General features: G+C 47.7%; 11 protein-coding genes, 1 pseudogene and 2 CRISPR repeat arrays. Of the genes and pseudogenes, 8 read left to right on the top strand and 4 right to left on the bottom strand.

What is annotated here, in order from left to right; translation table 11 throughout:
* The first annotated feature begins 3 nt into the window (after nucleotides 1–3).
* Both DX130_RS23075 and DX130_RS23070 read left to right on the top strand, forming a co-directional pair.
* Complete coding sequence (locus tag DX130_RS23075; RefSeq protein ID WP_116049404.1) at nucleotides 4–1,551, top strand: ABC transporter substrate-binding protein; 1,548 nt, start codon at nucleotides 4–6, stop codon at nucleotides 1,549–1,551.
* Between the two features lie 30 nt (nucleotides 1,552–1,581).
* Nucleotides 1,582–3,855: a carbohydrate-binding protein gene (locus DX130_RS23070; protein WP_165861424.1), complete on the top strand. Its 2,274-nt coding sequence runs from the start codon at nucleotides 1,582–1,584 to the stop codon at nucleotides 3,853–3,855.
* A 150-nt stretch (nucleotides 3,856–4,005) separates the two neighbouring features.
* On the opposite strand, the gene DX130_RS23065 is transcribed toward DX130_RS23070, so the two are convergent.
* Entirely contained in the window at nucleotides 4,006–4,410 is a 405-nt protein-coding gene (locus tag DX130_RS23065) for a hypothetical protein (RefSeq protein WP_116049401.1), read from the bottom strand.
* A 218-nt stretch (nucleotides 4,411–4,628) separates the two neighbouring features.
* Here DX130_RS23065 and fecE point away from each other — a divergent pair.
* From fecE to DX130_RS23045, 4 genes and pseudogenes are all read left to right on the top strand, one after another.
* Nucleotides 4,629–4,820, top strand: a pseudogene (gene fecE / locus DX130_RS27490) (Fe(3+) dicitrate ABC transporter ATP-binding protein FecE); the annotation flags it as partial.
* A 148-nt stretch (nucleotides 4,821–4,968) separates the two neighbouring features.
* Nucleotides 4,969–10,566: a 5'-nucleotidase C-terminal domain-containing protein gene (locus tag DX130_RS23055; protein WP_116049399.1), complete on the top strand. Its 5,598-nt coding sequence runs from the start codon at nucleotides 4,969–4,971 to the stop codon at nucleotides 10,564–10,566.
* 152 nt (nucleotides 10,567–10,718) lie between these two features.
* On the top strand, nucleotides 10,719–11,678 hold the full coding sequence (locus DX130_RS23050; RefSeq protein WP_240644664.1) for a sugar-binding transcriptional regulator: 960 nt from the start codon (nucleotides 10,719–10,721) through the stop codon (nucleotides 11,676–11,678).
* Nucleotides 11,679–12,107: 429 nt separating this feature from the next.
* A CRISPR array of direct repeats spans nucleotides 12,108–13,195; the repeat unit is 32 nt; unit sequence GTCGCACCCTACGCGGGTGCGTGGATTGAAAT.
* Between the two features lie 319 nt (nucleotides 13,196–13,514).
* Nucleotides 13,515–14,039, top strand: a complete 525-nt coding sequence (locus DX130_RS23045; protein WP_116049395.1) for a hypothetical protein — start codon at nucleotides 13,515–13,517, stop codon at nucleotides 14,037–14,039.
* Between the two features lie 221 nt (nucleotides 14,040–14,260).
* On the opposite strand, the gene DX130_RS23040 is transcribed toward DX130_RS23045, so the two are convergent.
* Together DX130_RS23040 and DX130_RS23035 are read right to left on the bottom strand one after the other, a co-directional pair.
* Nucleotides 14,261–14,818, bottom strand: coding sequence for a winged helix-turn-helix domain-containing protein (locus tag DX130_RS23040; protein ID WP_116049393.1), 558 nt, complete (start codon nucleotides 14,816–14,818; stop codon nucleotides 14,261–14,263).
* A 39-nt stretch (nucleotides 14,819–14,857) separates the two neighbouring features.
* Nucleotides 14,858–16,144: an MFS transporter gene (locus DX130_RS23035; RefSeq protein WP_116049391.1), complete on the bottom strand. Its 1,287-nt coding sequence runs from the start codon at nucleotides 16,142–16,144 to the stop codon at nucleotides 14,858–14,860.
* Between the two features lie 433 nt (nucleotides 16,145–16,577).
* Between DX130_RS23035 and DX130_RS23030 the strand changes: the two genes are divergently transcribed.
* Both DX130_RS23030 and DX130_RS23025 read left to right on the top strand, forming a co-directional pair.
* Nucleotides 16,578–17,612: an AraC family transcriptional regulator gene (locus DX130_RS23030; protein WP_116049390.1), complete on the top strand. Its 1,035-nt coding sequence runs from the start codon at nucleotides 16,578–16,580 to the stop codon at nucleotides 17,610–17,612.
* Nucleotides 17,613–17,749: 137 nt separating this feature from the next.
* On the top strand, nucleotides 17,750–18,544 hold the full coding sequence (locus DX130_RS23025; RefSeq protein ID WP_116049388.1) for an SDR family NAD(P)-dependent oxidoreductase: 795 nt from the start codon (nucleotides 17,750–17,752) through the stop codon (nucleotides 18,542–18,544).
* A gap of 84 nt (nucleotides 18,545–18,628) precedes the next feature.
* Here DX130_RS23025 and DX130_RS23020 read toward each other — a convergent pair whose 3' ends face one another.
* Nucleotides 18,629–19,033, bottom strand: coding sequence for a VOC family protein (locus DX130_RS23020; protein WP_116049386.1), 405 nt, complete (start codon nucleotides 19,031–19,033; stop codon nucleotides 18,629–18,631).
* A 450-nt stretch (nucleotides 19,034–19,483) separates the two neighbouring features.
* Nucleotides 19,484–20,956: direct repeats of the CRISPR family, unit length 32 nt; unit sequence GTCGCACCCTACGCGGGTGCGTGGATTGAAAT.
* Nucleotides 20,957–21,340 lie beyond the last annotated feature (384 nt).

The following is a 21,340-nucleotide window of genomic DNA, read 5'->3' as shown; positions in this document are numbered from 1 at the left end:
ACCATGATGGAATGGAGAAGGGGCAAGGCAGGACTTATTTTAATACTGGCGATTGTCGTCTTACTTACGGCTTGCTCAGAACGGAACGCAAATCATTTGCCAACGAAGGAAACGAATACACCAACGAAGGAAGCGCCGGAGGCGAGCCAGCAAGCGGGCGAATTACCGGCTGTTGAATTGACATGGTATTATCCGCAATGGAGCATACAACCGGAAACAGCCTCAGTTGAAGCAGAAATCAATAAAATTACAACTGCAGCGATTAATGCAACCATTAAGCTGATGCCAGTGGATGGAGGCAGCTACGAGTCGAAATTGCAGACCATGGTGGCAGCTTCAGAAAAGTTTGATATGGCCTGGACTTCATTTTGGATGTTCAATTACGCGCAGAACGCGCGTCGAGGGGCTTTCATCCAAATCGATGAGTGGCTTCAGTCCTCTGCATCCGAATTGTATGCCAGCATGCCTGGACAGGTATGGGACGCACTGAAAGTGGATGGAAAAACATATGCCATTCTAAACTATCAAACGATAACCAATAAAGAAGGTTTTCTGATTCAAAAGCGTTTTGCCGATAAATATCAGTTGGACGTCAATACGATAAAGACAGTCAAGGACATGGAGCCGTTCCTGCGGAAGATTAAAGAAAACGAGCCAGACATCATTCCATTTGCCTTGACTCGCAACGGCAATTTCGAAAACATGAAGACGACCTACAATCAATTGGAATTCATATCGAATGAAGCATTGGCTGGCATTTATCGAACAGATTCCGATATAAAGGTCGTAGATATGGTCAAGACGCCTGAATACCGTGAATATCTGGACTTAATGCACAGTTGGTACAAGGATGGATTAATTAATAAGGATGCGCCTGTTGTAAAAGCACTTGATGAACGCAAGAAAACAGGTCAGATTGCGGTTTCATTCGAAAATGTGTTGAAGCCGGGCAAAGAGGCTGAGGAAAAAAATGCTTCTGGCGGACAAGATATTGTGCTGGCGCCTACTTCCGATCCCTTCGTTGGAACGAATACGATCATACAGTCGATGCAGGCAATCAGCCAAACTTCCCTTAATCCAGAGCGAGCTATGATGTTTCTGAACTTGTTAAATACGAACCCGGAGCTGCTTAATCTGGTCAGCTACGGCATTGAAGGCAAGCATTATGAGAAGGTTGCCGACAATATCATCAAACCGCTGGAAGAAGGGGGCTATAACCCCAATCAGACGTGGGTTTTTGGAAACGGTTTCATTGCTTACCTGCAGGAAGGGCAGGATCCGGAGACACAATCGCTTACCCTTCAAGAAAATAAACAGGCGCAATCGTCGCCTATACTGGGCTTTACATTCGATCCTGAACCTGTCCAAACGGAAATAGCAAATCTGCAGACGGTCAATGACGAATACGGTCCGCGTCTTAATACCGGATCCGTTAGTGCGGATGAGAAGCTGGAGGAGTATATCGAAAAACGGCAGCGTGCTGGCATCGATAAAGTCATTGAAGAAATTGAGAGGCAATTGCAGGCTTGGAAGTTAGCAGTGGCTCAATAAAAATAATTAGGTTATGGGAGGATGTTTGGTATGAAGAAATGGAAGCGTTCTGGTATCCTAGCTGGTTTACTTGCATTCACGCTCGTATGGTCGAATTTATCAATAGTACCTACTGAAACCGTATCTGCAGCAGGAGAAACCGTACAGGTATGGCTCACAGATTCGGGGTTGTCGAGCAAGCTGGCTCCCCAAGCATCTCAGACTTTCTCCAAACATCGCAACCATGGCTACAATGCTATTTTTGTAGATGAGAACAGTACATTTCAGACTATTGAGGGGTTCGGGGCTTCGCTTACCGATTCCTCTGCCTACCTTATTAATGAAAAATTAAGTCCATCAGCAAGAACGGCCGTCATGACCAATTTATTTAGCCCAACTAATGGAATAGGCGTCAACTGGCTCAGGCAGCCGATGGGGGCTTCAGATTTCTCTCATGTAGGCAATTATAATTACAAAAACTCGCCCACAGCTCCATTTTCCATTGCTCATGATGAAATCAATATCATTCCATTGCTCCAGCAAGCGCGTGCCTTAAATCCAAACCTGAAAATTATGGCTTCGCCATGGAGTGCGCCAGGTTGGATGAAGGAAAATGGATCCATGCTTGGTGGAGATACTGCCAAATTGAAGACAGCCAACTATGGTGATTTTGCTACTTACTTTGCTAATTTTGTGGATGCCTACAATAGTAAAGGGTTGCCTATATACGCCGTTACACCGCAAAACGAGCCGCGCTGGGCGTCTACGGGTTATCCAGGGATGTATATGACCCCACAGGAGCAGGCCAACTTTGTGAAAAATAATTTGGGGCCGGCGCTTAGCGGTAAAAACGTTAAAATTTTTGCCTTTGACCATAACTGGGATATTGATTATTTTCTGCCTGAGTATTATACAGATGCAGCGGCAACTGCATACACGGATGGCTCCGCTTGGCATTGTTATGGCGGCGAGGCATCGGTTATGTCTACTATGCACTACCGAATCCCGAGCAAAGGCACGTATCAAACGGAGTGTACCAGCGGCATATGGACAGAACAAACAACGGGGCAATTCGATGTGGATATGAAAAATTTGACCAAAACGATGCGGCACTGGTCCAAAAACTTTATTGCCTGGAATCTTGCATTAGACACGAATAATGGACCTACCAATGGCGGTTGTACCACTTGTACAGGTCTGATTGAAATTAATCAGGCATCGGGGAATGTGAAGTATACCGAATCTTATTACTCGATGGGCCACTTTAGCAAGTTCGTTCTGCCGGGGGCAGTTCGCATTGCTTCAACAGGCTACGCGTGGGGTCTGCATAATGCAGCTTTCAAAAATCCGGATGGAAGCAAAGTGCTAGTTGCTTATAATGAGACGAGCTCCGATCATTCGTTTGATGTGGTATGGGGCGATCAGTCTTATTCGTACACGCTTCCTGCCAAATCAGCAGCTACCTTCAAATGGTCCGGAACCCAATCCAAACCTGCGACTGTCATTCCAGGCGACAGAGAGCTGCGTGCTTCTTCTTATCATGAAGCATTCGATATTGTACCGCAGACAAGTGAGGATACTCATGGCGGCCTGAATATCAGCTTTACGAAAAACAACAGCTGGCTGTTGTATAAAAATGTCGATATTGCCGGCATCAATGGCGTAACGGCCCGCGTGGCCAATGGCCATACCAACACCTCGATTGAAGTGCGGACCAATAGCCCTAGCGGTCCTTTGCTGGGTACAATTCCGGTCAATGGTACGGGTGGTTGGCAGAATTGGACTTCTGTCTCTGCATCCTTAACAGGTGCCTCGGGGGTAAAGGATATCTATCTTGTATTCAAAGGCGGAGCAAATCTGAATTCAATTCAATTTACTTCTGCGAACTTGCTCCAGAACCCTGGTTTTGAAAGCGGGAATACAACGAATTGGAGCGCGTGGTATCCATCCGGGGCCGCAAGTGTGCATAGCGTAGACAATGATTATCCGCACAGCGGCACTTACAAGCTGGTCCATCATAATGCGGCAGCTGCTTATCAGCAAACGACTTACCAGGCTGTGGGAGTCAGCAACGGCGTTTACCGGGCTACGGTATGGGTTCGTTCCAGCGGCGGGCAAAATCAGCTAAGGCTTGAGGCAAGCAATTATGGAGGAGCAGCACGATATGATTCTATTGACGGGCTGTCCATACCATGGAATTGGACACAGCTAGTTATAGATAATATTAATGTCACGAACGGTACCATAACCATTGGCGTACATTCCAATGCGGCAGCTGGAAACTGGGCCGCTATTGATGACTTTAAGCTAACTAGATTACAATAACCGGTGTAGCTTTCGAGAACAGCTGTTCATTACTGAGCAGCTGTTTTTTTTGTGACAACAAAATAGACAGACTAGGATATAGCTTAGGAAGCGGGCATTATAGTGACTTCGTTCTTACGGGGCAAAGCCACTTTATTGAGTTTCAAGTCGTTATTTTTGAGCCTGTTCATTATGAATAATATCATGAATTTGTTTTTCAAAGTTTACATCAGTAGGGGATAAAGGCATATATAAAATCAATATGTTATTTAATTGATACACGTAGGGAGGGACGTTAAATAGATCCTCTATATGTACACTTTTTAAAGCTTCAGCAAGATCATCCTCCGCTTTGAAAACGTAAATATATAAGCTATCATCCAATAATTCATAGACTCTTGGTTCTATGCTCATTACAATGGGGTAGCTATCTCCGGCTTGAGGTTTGAGATGGAGTTCTGCCTCTTCGAATAGTTGGGTAATGGTCGCTAAATCATATACTTTTGAACTATTGCTGCAGGCCGTAAGTAGAATGATTAACAGAACTAACGGGGATATTAGGGTTTTCATTTTCAACGTAACGACTCCTCATATATGCGCCTTGGTAAAGCTCACCTCATTGGCAACAGCTAAAAAATCTTAAAATCTCAGATGCCCACAGTTGTACCTTCGTAGTAGCATTGAAATTTTAGATGAAAACTATCTATTTATGTTCATTTTATGTGATGTTTGAAGAGAGGTAAATGATTTTAAGAAATAAATTACAGGAGGTATTCAACAGTGTTTGAAACCTGCTTGCCCAACAAACGCCGCTGCTGCTTTTGGATGAGCCGACGACCTATCTGGATATTGCACATCAAATTGAACTGCTCGAATTATTTACAGATCTCAATGAACAAGGTCATACTTTAGTGGCGGTGCTTCATGATTTAAACCATGTAGCCCGTTATGCCACCCATCTAATCGCGAGGAAGGAAAACTCTCTCTATCTACTTGAACAAATGTTCACCTTTACTAGAACTTAATTTCATGTTGATGTATCGATGACATTTCGGAACTACTCTATATGAGGCCATGATTCTAGTATTGATTCTAGTTCATGGATTCCCAAGGTAAAGAGAGGAGACAAAAAACATGCAGGGATGGATTTCTCGAATGAAGAGAAAGACAGGCATGGTGCTGGCAGCTGTTTTGCTAGTTGGCAGCACGCTCAGCAGTATCGGCGCCCCGGTAAAGGCGGCGGAGGCAAGTCATGTAGTGATTTCACAGGTGTATGGAGGCGGAGGAAACGCCGGAGCCGAGTATAAGCACGATTTCATCGAGCTGTACAATCCGACGAATCAACCCGTCACGATGACGGACTGGAAGGTGCGATATGCAAGCGCAACCGGGACGTTCAACGATGAGACGAATGTAACGAAAATTAGCGGAACTATTGACGCCAAAGGGTATTATCTCATACAGCAAGCGCCAGGAGCAGGCGGTACGAAGGAGTTGCCGACTCCAGATGCCAGTGGAGCTCTGGCTATGGCCGGAGCAAACGGAAAGGTAGATTTGGTAGACGGAACCGGCAGCACGATCGATCTGGTCGGCTACGGAACTGCCAATCAATCCGAGACAAGCCCAACTCCAGCGCTGACCAATACAACGGCAGCGATTCGGAAAGCAGCTGCGGGCGCACCTAGCTCCAGCCGCGGCGAGGATACGAACAATAACTTGGCAGACTTCGAAGTCAAGTCGCCGGACCCGCGCAACAGTGCCTACAATGAGCTGGCGGTAAGTGCGGTAACGGCTTCGCCTGCGCCTAATGCATGGCCTGCAGGTACGGAAGTGTCGCTGAACACAGCTACAGCAGGCGCATCCATTGAAGCGGCTGTTGGAGCAGGTACTTATGCACCGTATACAGGAGCGATCGTCCTTAACGAAGCGACGACGATCAAGGCATACGGTAAAGCGCCAGGCATGTCGGATAGCCCGGAATCGACTTTCGACTATACGATTCTGGAGAAAACGGATGTTGCTACGGCCCGAGTGAATGATAAGGGACAAAATGCATGGACGGAAGGCGTCGTAACGTTTATCGAGGGCGCTGAGATGTACATTCAGGATGAGACAGCAGGCATCGTGCTGTATGGCTACAACAATTTTGCCAAAGTCGGCGATCGTGTTGAAGTTGGCGGTGTCATGGACATTTATAGCAATCTGCAAGAGCTGAAGCCTCAGAGCGGGCTGACGTATAAGGTTGTCCAAGAAAATGTTGGATTGCCGGAGCCAAAGCTGGTTACGGGAGCTGATCTGTCGACAGCAAACGGCGAGGCACATGAAGCAGAGCTGGTTACGCTGGAGAACGTAACGATCGATAGCGTGAACGGCAGCCGAGTAACAGCAAGCCAAGGCGGCGCGAGCTTCACGATCTACTCCAGTCTGTCCAAGTTGAAAGCGGGCGCGACTTTCGAGAAGATTACAGGCGTGATCAAACAATTCAACGCAGACTATCAGTTTATTCCGCTTGGCGAGACAGCACTTGTCGAGAACATGCTGTCGGTTATGGCAAGTCCCGGAGCGGGCCGTATTATAATCGGCGGTGACGTGACGCTTACAAGCCCAATGAGCGGAGCGAAGATTTACTATACGCTGGATGGCTCCACTCCAACATCTGCAAGCAAACTGTACGATGGACCAATTAAGGTAAATGCAGATGTTGTCATCAAAGCCATTACAGTTGCCGGCAGCGAAGTGAGCGGAGTCTACACGTTCGCCTATGAAGTTTCTGAGCAGCTGCGCATTCACGATATTCAAGGCGAGTCTCATTCATCCGAGTATGCTGGCCAGCAAGTATCCGATGTGGAAGGCATTGTCACGCAATATGGATACACGTTCGCCACAGGCGCTTACAAAGGTTTCTTCATGCAAGATCCGGAGCCTGACGATAACGACAATACATCCGAAGGTATTTTTGTCTACAGCACGAGTGAGTTGCTGAAGCCGGCCGTCGGCGATCTGGTTGCCGTATCGGGTATGGTGTCCGAATTCAATGAAGGCAGCGCCAGCAATCTGACTTCGACACAAATTACGATGTCGTCGAGAACGATCAAGCCGGATCATCATTACAAGATGCCGGAGCCTGTTGTTTTGGGCAAAAACGGAAAAGCTATTCCTTCTTCAATAATCGACAACGATGAAATGAAGGAATTCCAGCCGGAAGAGGATGCTATCGATTTCTACGAATCGTTGGAAGGCATGCTCGTTACGTTGCCGACGCCAACCATTCTTAGCCCGTATTGGACAAGCGGTGGCGGCAATTCCATGCTGTACAACATCCCGACACGGATCGAGAATGATGATGCGGACGTTATTACGCCTGCTGGAGGCCTGGTGCTGAAGGAGCAGGACAACCTGAATCCGCAGCGTCTGCTGATCGCATACGGAAATCCGGGTCAAGAAGTGAATACAGGCGATAAATTCGCAGGAGACGTTACGGGTGTAATCGGCTACAACAACGGCAACTTCAAAGTCATCCCGGCCAACGGCAGCTTGCCTACCATTACGCGTGGCTCGTTCCAACAGGAGATGACGACGATTGATGTCGATGACAGCAAGTTGTTGGTTGCTTCTTACAATATCGAGAACTACTATCCGGGCGTAGGAGCAGACAAAACGAACAAATTAGCAGAATCCATCGTTTCCAATATGAAAAAGCCGGATATTATCGGCGTCGTTGAGATGCAGGACGGCAACGGTGAGACCGATAATGGCATGGTTGAAGCTGATGCATCTGCCTTGATTGCAGCGATTCAAGCAAAAGGCGGCCCCGAATACATCTACACGGACATTGCGCCACAAAATAAAAAGGACGGCGGAGCGCCGGGCGGCAATATCCGCGTTGGTTTCCTGTATAATCCGGATCGCGTAAGTCTGGCGGACAGTGCCAATGGCAAGGGAAGCGCGACCCAAGCTGTTCAATATACGGCTGCAGCGGATCAATTGACACACAATCCAGGCCGAATTGATCCGACGAACGAAGCGTTCGCGAGCTCGCGCAAGCCGCTTGCGGCCCAGTTCGTATTCAATGGCAAAAAAGTGATTGTGATCGCAAACCATTTCAACTCCAAGTCCGGCGACAATGGGCCGTTCGGTGTCGTTCAGCCGCCAGTCCTGTCGAGCGAAGCTCAGCGTCATAAGATCGCAGCCGTCGTCAACGACTTCGTGAAGAATGTGCTGGCGCAAAATCCGGATGCCAATATCGTCGCATTGGGCGACTTGAATGACTTCCAGTTCACCAAGACAGCGACGATTCTGAAAGGCAACGAGTTGGACAACCTGATCGACAAGCTTCCGCTGAACGAGCGTTATACTTATACGTTTGACGGAAATTCACAGGTGCTCGACCATATCCTGGTTAGCAAAAATCTGACTTCGCGCGCAGAAGTAGACGTTGTTCACTTGAATGCGGACTTCTCGCCTTCGGCTGGTCGTGTATCCGATCACGACGCGGTTATGGCGCAGATTGATCTGAGAGAGGGCTTCCCGCTCACGATCCTGCATACAAACGACACGCACGCGAACCTGGATACAACAAGCTCGCCGAATAGCATCCTGCGCCGTGTAACGGCGATCAAGGAAGCTAAGGCCAGCGCGACGAATCCGATTCTCGTCGATGCGGGAGACGTATTCTCCGGCACGCTTTACTTCAACAAATATTTGGGCCAAGCAGATTTGGAATTCATGAATTTGGTCGGTTATGATGCGATGACGTTCGGTAACCACGAGTTCGACAAAGACTCGAAGGTGCTATCTGACTTCATCGGCAATGCCGAGTTCCCATTCGTGTCATCCAACGTCGACTTCTCGGCGGATGCCATTCTGAAAGACATGTTCAAGAGCGAAATTGGCAAGCCAGGCCTTAAGAAAAATATTTACCCGGCCATTATTATGAATGTGGACGGCGAAGAGGTAGGCATTATTGGTTTGACGACAGAAGATACAGCGAATATCGCTTCTCCAGGCGATGTTAAATTCAAGGACGCGGTTAAGAGCGCTAAAGATACCGTTGCCATGCTGGAAGCGGAGAACATCAACAAGATTATCGTTCTTTCGCACTTGGGTTACGAAGCAGATCTGGAGCTTGCGAAAGCAGTCCCAGGCATTGACATCATCGTAGGCGGACACAGCCATACCAAGCTGGATGAAGCCATAGTAGACCGCACTCAGCCGAATGCACCAAAGCTGATCGTGCAGACCGGTGAGAAAGGCCAGTTCCTCGGCAGATTGAAAGTTCTGTTCGATGAAGCGGGCGTATTAGTAGATTGGAATACAGAGCTGATCTCTATTGATGCGAAGGATGGAGCCAACTATGTCATCGCTGAAGATCAAGAGGCGAAGCAGATTCTCGATACGAAATATAAGCCGGGCATTGTAGAGCTTACAGAAACTGTGGTTGGTCAGACCAATGTCGTACTAAACGGCGTACGGACGGATGTACGCTCCAAGGAAACGAATCTCGGCAACCTGATCGCTGACGGCATGCTTGCTGCGGCCAAGGCGGCAGGTACAAATGCAGTCATCGCTCTTCAGAACGGGGGCGGCATAAGAGATTCCATTAACGAGGGTCCAATTACGCAAGGTGAAGTGCTGACGGTGCTTCCGTTCAATAACGACCTCGTTACAATCATGCTGACAGGTCAAGAAATCAAGGAAGCGATGGAGAATGGCGTCTCCACGATTACGACAACGAAGGACGGTCGCTTCCCGCATATCGCGGGCATGCGCTTCGATTACGACTCGACGAAGCCGGTGAACGAGCGCGTTGTGCGCATCGAAGTGAAGAATGGCAACCGCTACGTACCGCTTGATCCGAAAAAGACTTATGAGGTGGCTACGAACGCATTTACAGCCAAGGGCGGCGACTTCTACGCTTCCTTAGAGAAGGCATATAAAGAAGGACGCGTCAATCTGCTGTATCTGCCGGATTATGAGGTGCTCACGAATTATATTCAGAAAGCAGGTACAATTACGGCCAAGACATCTGCTGTAGAAGGCCGCATCGTTGACTTGAAAGGAAGTCCGCTTCCGACACCGACACCAACGACACCGACTACACCAACGACGCCGGAACCTACACCAACACCAACGCCGACACCGACGCCAACGCCAACGCCGACACCAACACCGTCGCCTGAGGTATCGTTCGAAGATGTAGGCAGCCATTGGGCTAAGGAATCGATCAGCAAAGCAGTAGCTGCTGGCATAGTGAATGGGTACGGGGATGGCAGCTTCCGTCCAGACGGACAAGCGACTAGAGCAGAGTTCATTACGATGGTCGGTCGAGCGCTTAAGCTCGAAAATACCGCAGGCGGAAGCTTGAACTTCGCGGATGCCGGACAAGTGCCGGCATGGGCGCAAGCCTTCTTCGCCCAACTGATTAAGGATGGAGTCATTACGGGCTATGAGGATCATACACTCCGTCCGTCGAAGTCGCTGACGCGAACGGAGATGACCGTTATTCTGGTCCGTGCTCTCGGAATTAAGGTAGATCCGAACGCGAAGACGTCCTTTGCCGATACCAAAGACATTCAACCGTGGGCGCAGCCGTACATTGCGGCAGCAGTGGAAGCTGGCCTGGTTGAGGGGATGGGCGGCAACAGATTCGCACCGGAAGCCAAAGCGACTAGAGCCCAAGTAGTGACACTGCTGCTGTCTGTGCAGGAGTATGTGAAGGGCAAGCAAGAGTAAGGTATTTATCCATCTTTTCGTTGTAATGTATAGCGTCCCGGCTCACGATCATGCGTGAGTCGGGACGTTTTTATATGCGTGTGGTAGTCATTGTCAATTGAACATTCGTCTAGTATATTTTAGAAGGAGAATCTCGGCAGAAAAGAGTGGACATGATGGCGGATGAACGATTGGACGACAAGCTTGGCAAGATGATCGATGCGGCTAGGATGTATTACGAATGGAATCTGAATCAAGAGGAAATTGCCCAGAAGCTCGGCGTATCGCGGCCAACCATATCAAGGTTCCTGCAGCAGGCGAGGGACGAGGGTTATGTGCAAATCAAGATTGTCCACCCCAGTGAAAGTTATGACGCGCTAGCGGCAGGGCTGGAATCGAGGTTCGGATTGAAAAAAGCGGTCATTGCACCGGTATCGAACTACGATAACGAGGTCGTCAAAAAATATATTGGTGAAGCGGCGGCCAATTACTTGTACGATACGGTGGAGGATGGTGACGTTATCTCCGTCACTTGGGGGACGACTCTGTATCAGGTGGCCTTGCAACTGAAGCACAAGCCTCTCCGCGATGTTAAAGTCGTACAGCTTAATGGCGGCGTCAGCCATTCGGAGACGAATACGTATGCGCATGAGGTTGTCCATTTGTTCGGCAAGGCATTCTGTACCATGCCTTATTTCATTCCACTGCCTGCTTTGGTCGATCATAAAATCGTTAAGCAGACAATTGAGATGGACCGCCATATTAGCGGGATATTGGAACTTGGCAAGCAGTCCAAAATCGCCGTAGTCACGGTAGGTGCGCCAAGCGAAGATTCAGTTCTGATTCGGACGGACTACTTCACCGAGGAGGAGAAGAATATCATTCGTGCGAACGCAGTAGGCGACATTTGTTCCCGGTATATCAACCTTGCTGGAGAGATCTGCTCAGAAGAGCTTAATCAGCGTACGATAGGCATTAGCCTGGACGAGCTCAGGCGGAAGGAACGATCTATACTCGTTGCAGGCGGGGCGAATAAGATTGCTGGCATCATTGGCGCCCTAAAAGGCGGTTATGCGAACGTGCTTGTGACGGATCATATTACAGCGCGGCATTTGCTGGAGCGTGGGGAGTAACGGAAGTAGAGTAATCATTTAAACATATAAAAGATGAGTCATATTCAAAGCGGATAATAAACTCGTCTTTTTGCGATAGGATAGAATGCTCTTTGTTTTATAAGTGAACGGCTTCATGGCATCCGCCAAGAAGAATTACTATATTTAATAGTAGATAAAAGAAAAACTTTCTTTCTTTTTTTACTTAAAATTGTAATGTATAACAAGCTCGTATATAATCTTTTTACTACTAAAGAGCGATGTGAGCTAGTGCGAATCAGTAGTGCGAATGTGAAGCGCACATAAAATCCCTAGGAGATTCGCACCTCTAGATAAGTTTTAAAAAGACTATGTGTCATGAAAAAAAATTATAATGAGTAAAAAATTTGTTTAAATGATTGAATATTTCATTAAATTGATTGTTCTACCCATTTTGGGGTGGAAATCGCTGTCGCACCCTACGCGGGTGCGTGGATTGAAATCTAATATTATGCCATCCAAGTCTGAGGTTGGAAGGTCGCACCCTACGCGGGTGCGTGGATTGAAATTGATATGTCGTCACGTAGTTTGAATTTGAAGGGGGTCGCACCCTACGCGGGTGCGTGGATTGAAATTCATATTGCACCCGCAAAGGTTCATCCCGTTGCAAGTCGCACCCTACGCGGGTGCGTGGATTGAAATAGGGTAGTATCTAGTTTGGTCACTGGATATTACGTCGCACCCTACGCGGGTGCGTGGATTGAAATCTGCAAACGGTGAGTATAAGCAGCCACGCTTGAAGTCGCACCCTACGCGGGTGCGTGGATTGAAATCCTACTTGTTGTGGCGTAAGTTGATGAAACTTGAGTCGCACCCTACGCGGGTGCGTGGATTGAAATAAAGCACGAAGGCGGTAGACCGCAATACGAAGAGGTCGCACCCTACGCGGGTGCGTGGATTGAAATTCTCCTGGTCTTGTGAATTGTAAAGAACCAATCGTCGCACCCTACGCGGGTGCGTGGATTGAAATACAATAATATAAGTGTGTGATTTGGGTTACTCGTGTCGCACCCTACGCGGGTGCGTGGATTGAAATTTTTAGCAGGGCATATCGAAAAAGCACCGCATGAGTCGCACCCTACGCGGGTGCGTGGATTGAAATAGCTCGATTGCATCAATCGTATGCTTTAAGCCAGGTCGCACCCTACGCGGGTGCGTGGATTGAAATTTTCGCGTTTTTAACGGTAATGCCGTACTCGCCGGTCGCACCCTACGCGGGTGCGTGGATTGAAATTGCAGGAATCTGACATTGATCTCAATGAAAACTGGTCGCACCCTACGCGGGTGCGTGGATTGAAATCAGGGGTGTTCGCCAAATAGTGTAACAATCATCGTCGCACCCTACGCGGGTGCGTGGATTGAAATTCTGGAGTATCGTTGCTCTTTGGATAGCGATACAGTCGCACCCTACGCGGGTGCGTGGATTGAAATAGGGCAGGAATAAACAGTGGGCTTTTGTTGTGAAATGTCGCACCCTACGCGGGTGCGTGGATTGAAATGTATACCGCGTTGATCATAAGGTTCAATGTCTGTACGATCCCTAGCTCATCGCCCTCATATTTACTTTTATCTATGACAGGATCAGTCGCAACTTCTTTGAATTCATCAGCAGTTGATGTCTTATTCCCCAAAAACTATCTTCCAAAACTAACCTCTCCATTCAATTATCCATGCCAAATATCAAGACTCTAAATAGGATCGAAAGATTTCTGGGAATGAATAGAATAAATATAGTTTCTGAAATGTCCGCTCAACTTTTATATGATACAATATAGGGAAAATTTTACTAATAGTTTAGAACTAGAGGAGATGGGTTTTATGAAGAGTTTATTTCGAAATTTTGAGTTTAAGCAATTATCTTTGAGTTTAAGCGGTCCAGGGATTACGGTCGAAAGAAAAAATAATGCACTCGCTTATTTAGAAAATCAAAGTGATGAGACTAAACAAGAGGTGCTGAGAGAGCTGTTTGTGATTAGACATTCACTTTCTGAGTTTTATTATAGGTATAAATCTATTGAAAATACGAATTGGGATTTAGATGAAGATGAGATGAAAAGTGAGATAGCGGAAAGGTTGTTTTCAAGAGTTTTTGATTTATATGAAAAAATATCGAAAGATATTTTGGGAAGCAAATATTTCGTTTTAATGAGAAATGAACAAAGAAAACAAATTATTGAAGCATTTGATTATGTGATCAGTGAAAAGGTGTCCCTAGAGGAAGATAGTGACTATCCATTTGATGAAGATGAGGAGTATGCTTTTATCAGCCAATTAATTGAATTGTTTGAAGAAGTCAGCGACACAATAGATAACACCATGGAAAGCTTGTTACTAAAAAATTAAGTTAGATTCAATCGCAACGTTTAATCGATTAGGATAACATCGGGGACGTTCATTGATTTCCTACAACCAGTTGTTCAAGAGACGGTACATACAAGTACATGGATTCCTGCATCCTTTGCTTGTCATGAACACACGACAAAGCGGCAGCCAGGACTTGAAGTCCATGGCTGCCGCTTTTTATTATCTGAAAATGCTACATCTGGTCTATGAGCTGTGCCTGCTCAATCGGGATCATTGGATAAAGAAGAAAGGAAATGATACGAGGATTGCTCCGGTTTTGTTTTTTTGCCGTATTTGCTTGTGAGCTGTTCTAAGTAAGCCTTCAGATCCTTGGCCTCATCCGGCGTCATGAAGAGGTCGGTATTCATTAAGAGGGCGATGCCTGCTGATTTGGAGCGTTTATTGTTCAGATATCTTTCTTTGCTTTCATCGAATGTCCGGGCGATCAGCTTCTGGGCTTCGGAGGCATATACTTCCTTGATAGAGTCATCTACGATATCTTGATTAACCTCAATCGTACCTTCAAAAGCTGTATAATATTTGGCCGTAATGCCATTAATGAGTTTGGTCTCCGCCAGCTCCAAGAGCCCGATGCTCTCCAGCTTGCGCGCATGATAGTAGACTTTGGCGGGAACTTCTCCAAGCTTATCGGCAATTTCCTTGATCGTAGCCGGGCGTGAAGTCTTACGGTACTGGTTCATAATCTTCATACGGTAAGGATCGGAGAAAATCCGGATCTCCTCGATCGTCTTCAACACTTTTTTCTCGATAACGGCCACTCCTGTCTCTTGGAGAAGTATGGTTGAGTATTCAGTATACTATATTTTCATAAACTTTTTTTGGGTCAGGAGAAAGATAGGCGGAATCATTACAAGTATGCCTGCACTCATAAAGAGCCATTCCACATCTACAAAGCTTCCGGCTGCGCCAACGCCAACGGAGCCGAGTGGAATAAAGGCCATGCCGACCATGCTTGATACGGAGCTGACACGGCCGAGCATCGCCTGGGGAGCGGCCTCCATCATATACGTAGCCGCAGTTGTACTGATGAGTGGAAGGGCAAGCCCGCTGGCGAAAGCACCGCATCCCGCAATTACAAGCGGCAGTATAGAAGTGGAAGACGGAATGAATAAGCAAATCTGCCCTGTTCCTAGCAAGAAGCAACCAGATACGATTAGTGTACTTTTGCGAAACCGTGGTCCCCATATGCCTAGTCCAAACCCGCTTAGAATCATGCCGAGTGTCATTGCGCCTCCCAGCACACTTTGCGTTGCCGGACCTGCTTGAAGAATCTCCTGAACATAGACCGGCTGCATGACATTAATCGGCGTCAAGCCCATATTGATAACGGCGCTTGTGCTTAGGGTATAGAGCAAGATGCGCTCAGACCGGACGAATTGCAGACCTTGCTTGAGTTGCTGCCAGAATCGCAGCGGCTGAACTTCTGTTGCCTTCAAAGACGGTCCAACTTCCTTTCTCACGGAAGGAATTCGAATAAACAACACGATGAGAGCAGATACCAGAAAGGCTCCGGAACCGCCCCAGATGGCGCCGGCAAGTCCTATCCATGCAATGAGTGGACCAGTTACGGCCAGACCGGCAAGCTCGGCTACCCTGGAGGCGGAAGTAATGAGAGAATTGCCGCTGAGCAGCAGCCGCTTGGGCAGCAACCTTGGGACAAGCGAGGTTTCGGCTGGGGTAGAGAAGCATTCGAAGGTAGAATTCAGGAACGTAAATAAAAACAGATGCCAGGGTAGGATCCATCCTTTAATGAACAGAAAAGCGGTTAAAGCTACAATTACGAATCGCACAGCATAAGTCATTACCAGGAGCGGTTTTTTTGGCAAGCGGTCGACAAGGACGCCCGCGAACAGGCTGAACAAAATGCCCGGCACAAAATTCATAGCAAACAAGCTGCCCATGAGCATTTTGGAGCCGGTTAGCTGATAGACCATCCAACTGTAAGCAATGTAATCAATGGAATGCCCGAATCTCGTTACCATTCTGGCGAGGAGCAGAATAAGGAAGGACTTGTGAAATCTTAATGCGCTCATAGTAGATGATGTAGTGGTATGGGTGTGAGTCTGGGATGCAGGGACACTCATCTAAATCCTCCATTCAACGACGGTCATGAATAAAAGTGATCTTCGTTCAATTTTTATTAACGTTAAAAATAATTTAACGTTAATAAATGTTTAATGCAAGCTCTTTTTTTATCTGTTCCTCAACGCCATCCCGTCTGGGCTATCTATAACGACTTCATTTTGAGTTGTATGTTTCGCTTCATTTACCGTGTTAGCGATGGAACGAAGGCTGTTTTGGTGTGTCTTTCTTTAGGGGAGCGGGCTGTTTTTACATATACCACAATTGGCAAATACAATAAGGGGTGCAGAAGACACTCCTTGGAATGATAGATGAGCGTTATTTTTATTAATCCGCTTAATAAGGTACCCTAATACTACGGGCCTTTAATAAGACTGGATACTGGATCAATCATTTCCGTTTTCAAATAGAGCTGCAAAAGGAGGCACCGACTGTATGAAATCTAATCCGTCCGAACGTATAAAATTTCCGCCGGGATTCTGGGAGGGCGTCCGTCTCGTAGGCATTGCAGCGCATGACATAGCACGTAAAGCAGGGCTGCCCCTTGCGATTATGAATGAACCGGTCGTGACGACCGCCCATTACTTTGCGATCTGGCAGGCTTATTCCGATCTGATTGGCGATACGGCTGAGGGCATCATCAAGCTTGCTACCGCCTTTGAAACGGCCAAATACCCGCCTACGGTATTAGCGACTTATCATGCGCGCGATTATCGCGATGCGCTAACCCGAATGGCACGCTATAAGCAACTATGTCCTCCGGAAAGCCTACATATCACCGAACATGGCGAGAAATGTACCATCGAGCTGGCCTGGCTGTATACAGAACAACCTGGTCCCGCTATGTTAATCGGGATTACGCTGGCTTATCTTCTGGAGCTGGGGAGACGGGGAACCGGGCAGTATTTGACCGCTCAGCTTGTTGAGTTTTCACAGCCAATGGGAGATGTTCAAGCTCTTGAAGCTTATTTCGGCTGTCGTGTCCGTATTGGTGGAGGATCTAATCGGTTAACGCTGCATCGAAGAGATCTGGACCGTCCTTTTGTCTCCTACAATGAAGAGCTGCTGGAAATCCTGACTCCCGTACTGGATCGCTCGCTCGACGAACAACTGAACAGCGGTTCCATGACCGAGAAGGTCAAATGGATCATGAAGCGCAGCCTTGCTGGAGGAAGTCCCGATATGAGGAAGGTGGCGAAGGAGCTTGGGGTAAGCGATCGTACCTTGCAGCGCCGGCTTTCGGATGAACATACGAGCTTCAAGCATCTGCTGGCAGAGGCCAGACATGAGCAGGCGAGGCAGTACCTGTCGGACCCATCTCTCGATATTAAAGAAGTGGCGTTCCTGCTGGGCTATGAAGATCAGAACTCCTTCTACCGAGCCTTCCGTTATTGGGAAGGAGATACGCCTTCGCATTGGCGAACAGAACATTTAGGTACAAATGAAATAACAGGAGAACAGATTCCCTAGGTGGATGGGTTGGCGTGTGTTGCTAGAATTTTGGCGTCATGTGCTAGTTACCGGACCACCTGCAGGAGGTAATATAGTTCCTATCCGAAGCTCAGGACTTAGTCGTGAGTGATAAGCAACGGGAAGGGGATTATAGGATGGACATGGGACTAACGAATAAAACAGCTTTAATAACAGGATCAACAAAAGGCATCGGCAAAGCCATAGCCTTCGAACTGGCCAGAGAAGGTGTGAATGTGCTCATTAATGGTCGGAAGGAAGAAGAGGTCGAGCGGACGGTGCAGGAGATAAAGTCTGCATTCCCGGAGACTTCTCCTCAGAATGCTACAGCCGATCTTGTAGATGCGGAGCAAAGAGAAGCATTGTTCCAGAAGTACCCCGCCATTGATATCCTGGTAAACAATATGGGCATCTATGAACTGATGTCCTATGAAGATATTGAGGATGAAGTGTGGGAGAAATACATTCGAACCAATGTTCTTGCTGCTAATGGGCTGACCAAGTTTTATTTGCCTGGTATGCTGAATCGCAATGATGGCCGGATTATTTTCATCGCTAGTGAAGAAGCCGTGATGCCTTCCGGACAAATGCCTCATTATGCCGTAACCAAATCGATGTTATTGTCATTAGCCAAAAGCTTGTCTAAATTAACGATAGGAACAGAAGTGACTGTCAATACGATCATGCCGGGACCGACACTTTCTGAGCAAGTGTATCAGATCATCGACGGTTTATATTCGAACGAGGATATGACTTTTTCGGAAAAAGAGAAGCAATTTATGAAGACCAATCTCCCTCAATCCGAAATACAGAGGTTCATCAAGCCTGTTGAAATAGGCAGATTGGCTGCCTTCGTATGCAGTCCTTATGCATCTGCTTTTAAAGGTTCACCGATTCGTATGGACGGTGGAATGGTGCCGACTATTTTTTGACGAAAGTTGTGTACGTTAAAAGGACGAGCCCTATCCGAAGTGGATAATCGCTCGTCCTTTTTGTTATAGGAGGGACGGTTTCACTTACTCTGCCTTGCGATGAGCTGTAATCATCCACCATACTCCGTACTTGTCGGCAACTTCACCTAAGAACAAGCCGAACGGCTGGAACTCGAACGGGTATTTCACCTGGCCTCCAATGGAAAGCTTCTCGAATGCTTCACGGGCTTGAGACTCGGAATCCAGCTCCAAAGACAGATAGAGGCCTGACCCTTGCGTGAACGGCTCCATGGCATCCGCCAAGAAAATGAAATTGTCGCCTGCGACTTCAATACACATATGCATGACTTTGTCTTTGGCTGCATGTTGAGCGCCCATCGCTTCCTCGTGAGTTAGTATGGACATCACTTTACCTCCAAGTGCGTCTATGTAGAATTCACCCTGAGTTTTGGCGTCCTCCGAAATAATATATGGCTTTAATTGTCCCATTCACAGACATCCTTTCTTGATCAGATTTTAAAAAAGTCTCAAACATACTATACCCGATAATCTTCAGCCTCATTTCTTTTAGATTGCTATGATACGAATGAATGTCTTTTAGGATGCTTACAATGGCAGCAGCGAGAGATAGTGTTGTTTTAGAGGGAATGATGCCAACGGTATAAGTTCAAGTTGAATTTTCTTTTTTTGTTTGAAATTGTAATGTTCAACTGGTTCGTATATAATCTTTTTTACTACTAAAAGGTGAGGCAGGACTAGTGCGAAGCAATGGTGCGAATGTGAAGCGAACATGAAATCCCTGGGGGATTCGCACCTCTGAACATGTCTTGAAAAATACTTTTTGGTATGATTAAGGTATAAAATGATTATTTCTTTCATTTTAATGATTTTATTTATCGTAAAAAAGATTGAATAACTCTTTATGGGTTGAAAATCGCTGTCGCACCCTACGCGGGTGCGTGGATTGAAATTTAATCTGCTTAGCGTTAGGGAATCCGATCTGCTGTCGCACCCTACGCGGGTGCGTGGATTGAAATCACCTTTCGAAAGGCTACAAACCGATAACCAAAGTCGCACCCTACGCGGGTGCGTGGATTGAAATCACCTGCTGATTGAGTCGGTTGTAGGAAGCGTTGGTCGCACCCTACGCGGGTGCGTGGATTGAAATCATTTTTCCCGCCTTTGGACTTTGGAATGACATGGTCGCACCCTACGCGGGTGCGTGGATTGAAATTCCTTCCTTCGTCGTTTTAATAGAAGTAGTATTAGTCGCACCCTACGCGGGTGCGTGGATTGAAATGAAATGTACGGGACCGGAAGCCATGACGACGTTGTCGCACCCTACGCGGGTGCGTGGATTGAAATCACGATAGCCGACGCGACCTTACGCCGATATTCGTCGCACCCTACGCGGGTGCGTGGATTGAAATTTTTTCGTATTGGGACGGAAAGCAGACGGACTTGTCGCACCCTACGCGGGTGCGTGGATTGAAATATGGACATTGAAAAACAGCGGAAGAAGCCGTTTGGTCGCACCCTACGCGGGTGCGTGGATTGAAATCTCGGGCTGGCGAATACATCGTCGTGGTCAAAAGGTCGCACCCTACGCGGGTGCGTGGATTGAAATATTACGTCAGTGGTATGAACAGCAACAGCAGAAGTCGCACCCTACGCGGGTGCGTGGATTGAAATATTACGTCAGTGGTATGAACAGCAACAGCAGAAGTCGCACCCTACGCGGGTGCGTGGATTGAAATTTAACTCTCAACAAATCATGTATGAACGTGCCGTGTCGCACCCTACGCGGGTGCGTGGATTGAAATCCGACACCGCCGCCAAACAAGACCGAGCAATTTGTCGCACCCTACGCGGGTGCGTGGATTGAAATCCTCCACGCGTTAGCGGGGCGTTAGCGGGCAGCGTCGCACCCTACGCGGGTGCGTGGATTGAAATAGCAAGTTAATAATCAGCCTGCTTTACCTGCACGTCGCACCCTACGCGGGTGCGTGGATTGAAATTGGCTTGGAGAGAATGATGTATATGCGCATCAAGGTCGCACCCTACGCGGGTGCGTGGATTGAAATTCATTGCGGTCGCATATTCGCGCTTACAGCACCGTCGCACCCTACGCGGGTGCGTGGATTGAAATCGAATGCACATGTTCGGCGGATATACACCGGTGTGTCGCACCCTACGCGGGTGCGTGGATTGAAATATCATATTGGTGTTGATCCGCACGCCATCTCTAGTCGCACCCTACGCGGGTGCGTGGATTGAAATATCAGCATCGCTCAGCGATACCGGGGTGCTTGGGTCGCACCCTACGCGGGTGCGTGGATTGAAATTACAAAGGCTCAACAAGGAGGTATCTACGGATGTCGTCGTACCCTACGCGGGTACGTGGATTGAAATGGAAAGTTACCCTCGACTGTAAATGTGAATGGTGGTCGCACCCTCGCGGGTGCGTGGATTGAAATAAAACATGAAGGTCAAGTCGCTGGAAATCATGGAGTCGCACCCTACGCGGGTGCGTGGATTGAAATTGGGCCAACGGGCAGCGCTCTCTATGGTTTGACGTCGCACCCTACGCGGGTGCGTGGATTGAAATGGCAAAGGCCTCCCTCTCATCTGCCGGAACAGAGTCGCACTCTACGCGGGTGCGTGGATTGAAACCCATGACAGCAATGCAAGACACGATCCGAAGGTTGTCGCATCTTACGCGGGTACGTGGATAGAAATCGTCTGCCGATCCGAGAGCCCATCGGAGTTAATCGTCGCCCCCTAAGCAGGTGCGTG

The organism is Paenibacillus paeoniae, assembly GCF_003388735.1.
Classification (GTDB): Bacteria; Bacillota; Bacilli; order Paenibacillales; family Paenibacillaceae; genus Pristimantibacillus; species Pristimantibacillus paeoniae.
This window is presented reverse-complemented; position numbering and strand designations above follow the sequence as displayed.

What these genes read in the sequence shown, in the direction of transcription:
- DX130_RS23025 (WP_116049388.1), top strand. Translation starts at nt 17,750, where the DNA reads ATGGACATGGGACTAACGAATAAAACAGCTTTAATAACAGGATCAACA.
- DX130_RS23030 (WP_116049390.1), top strand. Translation starts at nt 16,578, where the DNA reads ATGAAATCTAATCCGTCCGAACGTATAAAATTTCCGCCGGGATTCTGG.
- DX130_RS23045 (WP_116049395.1), top strand. Translation starts at nt 13,515, where the DNA reads ATGAAGAGTTTATTTCGAAATTTTGAGTTTAAGCAATTATCTTTGAGT.
- DX130_RS23050 (WP_240644664.1), top strand. Translation starts at nt 10,719, where the DNA reads ATGATGGCGGATGAACGATTGGACGACAAGCTTGGCAAGATGATCGAT.
- DX130_RS23055 (WP_116049399.1), top strand. Translation starts at nt 4,969, where the DNA reads ATGCAGGGATGGATTTCTCGAATGAAGAGAAAGACAGGCATGGTGCTG.
- DX130_RS23035 (WP_116049391.1), bottom strand. Translation starts at nt 16,144, where the DNA reads ATGAGTGTCCCTGCATCCCAGACTCACACCCATACCACTACATCATCT.
- DX130_RS23075 (WP_116049404.1), top strand. Translation starts at nt 4, where the DNA reads ATGATGGAATGGAGAAGGGGCAAGGCAGGACTTATTTTAATACTGGCG.
- DX130_RS23070 (WP_165861424.1), top strand. Translation starts at nt 1,582, where the DNA reads ATGAAGAAATGGAAGCGTTCTGGTATCCTAGCTGGTTTACTTGCATTC.
- DX130_RS23020 (WP_116049386.1), bottom strand. Translation starts at nt 19,033, where the DNA reads ATGGGACAATTAAAGCCATATATTATTTCGGAGGACGCCAAAACTCAG.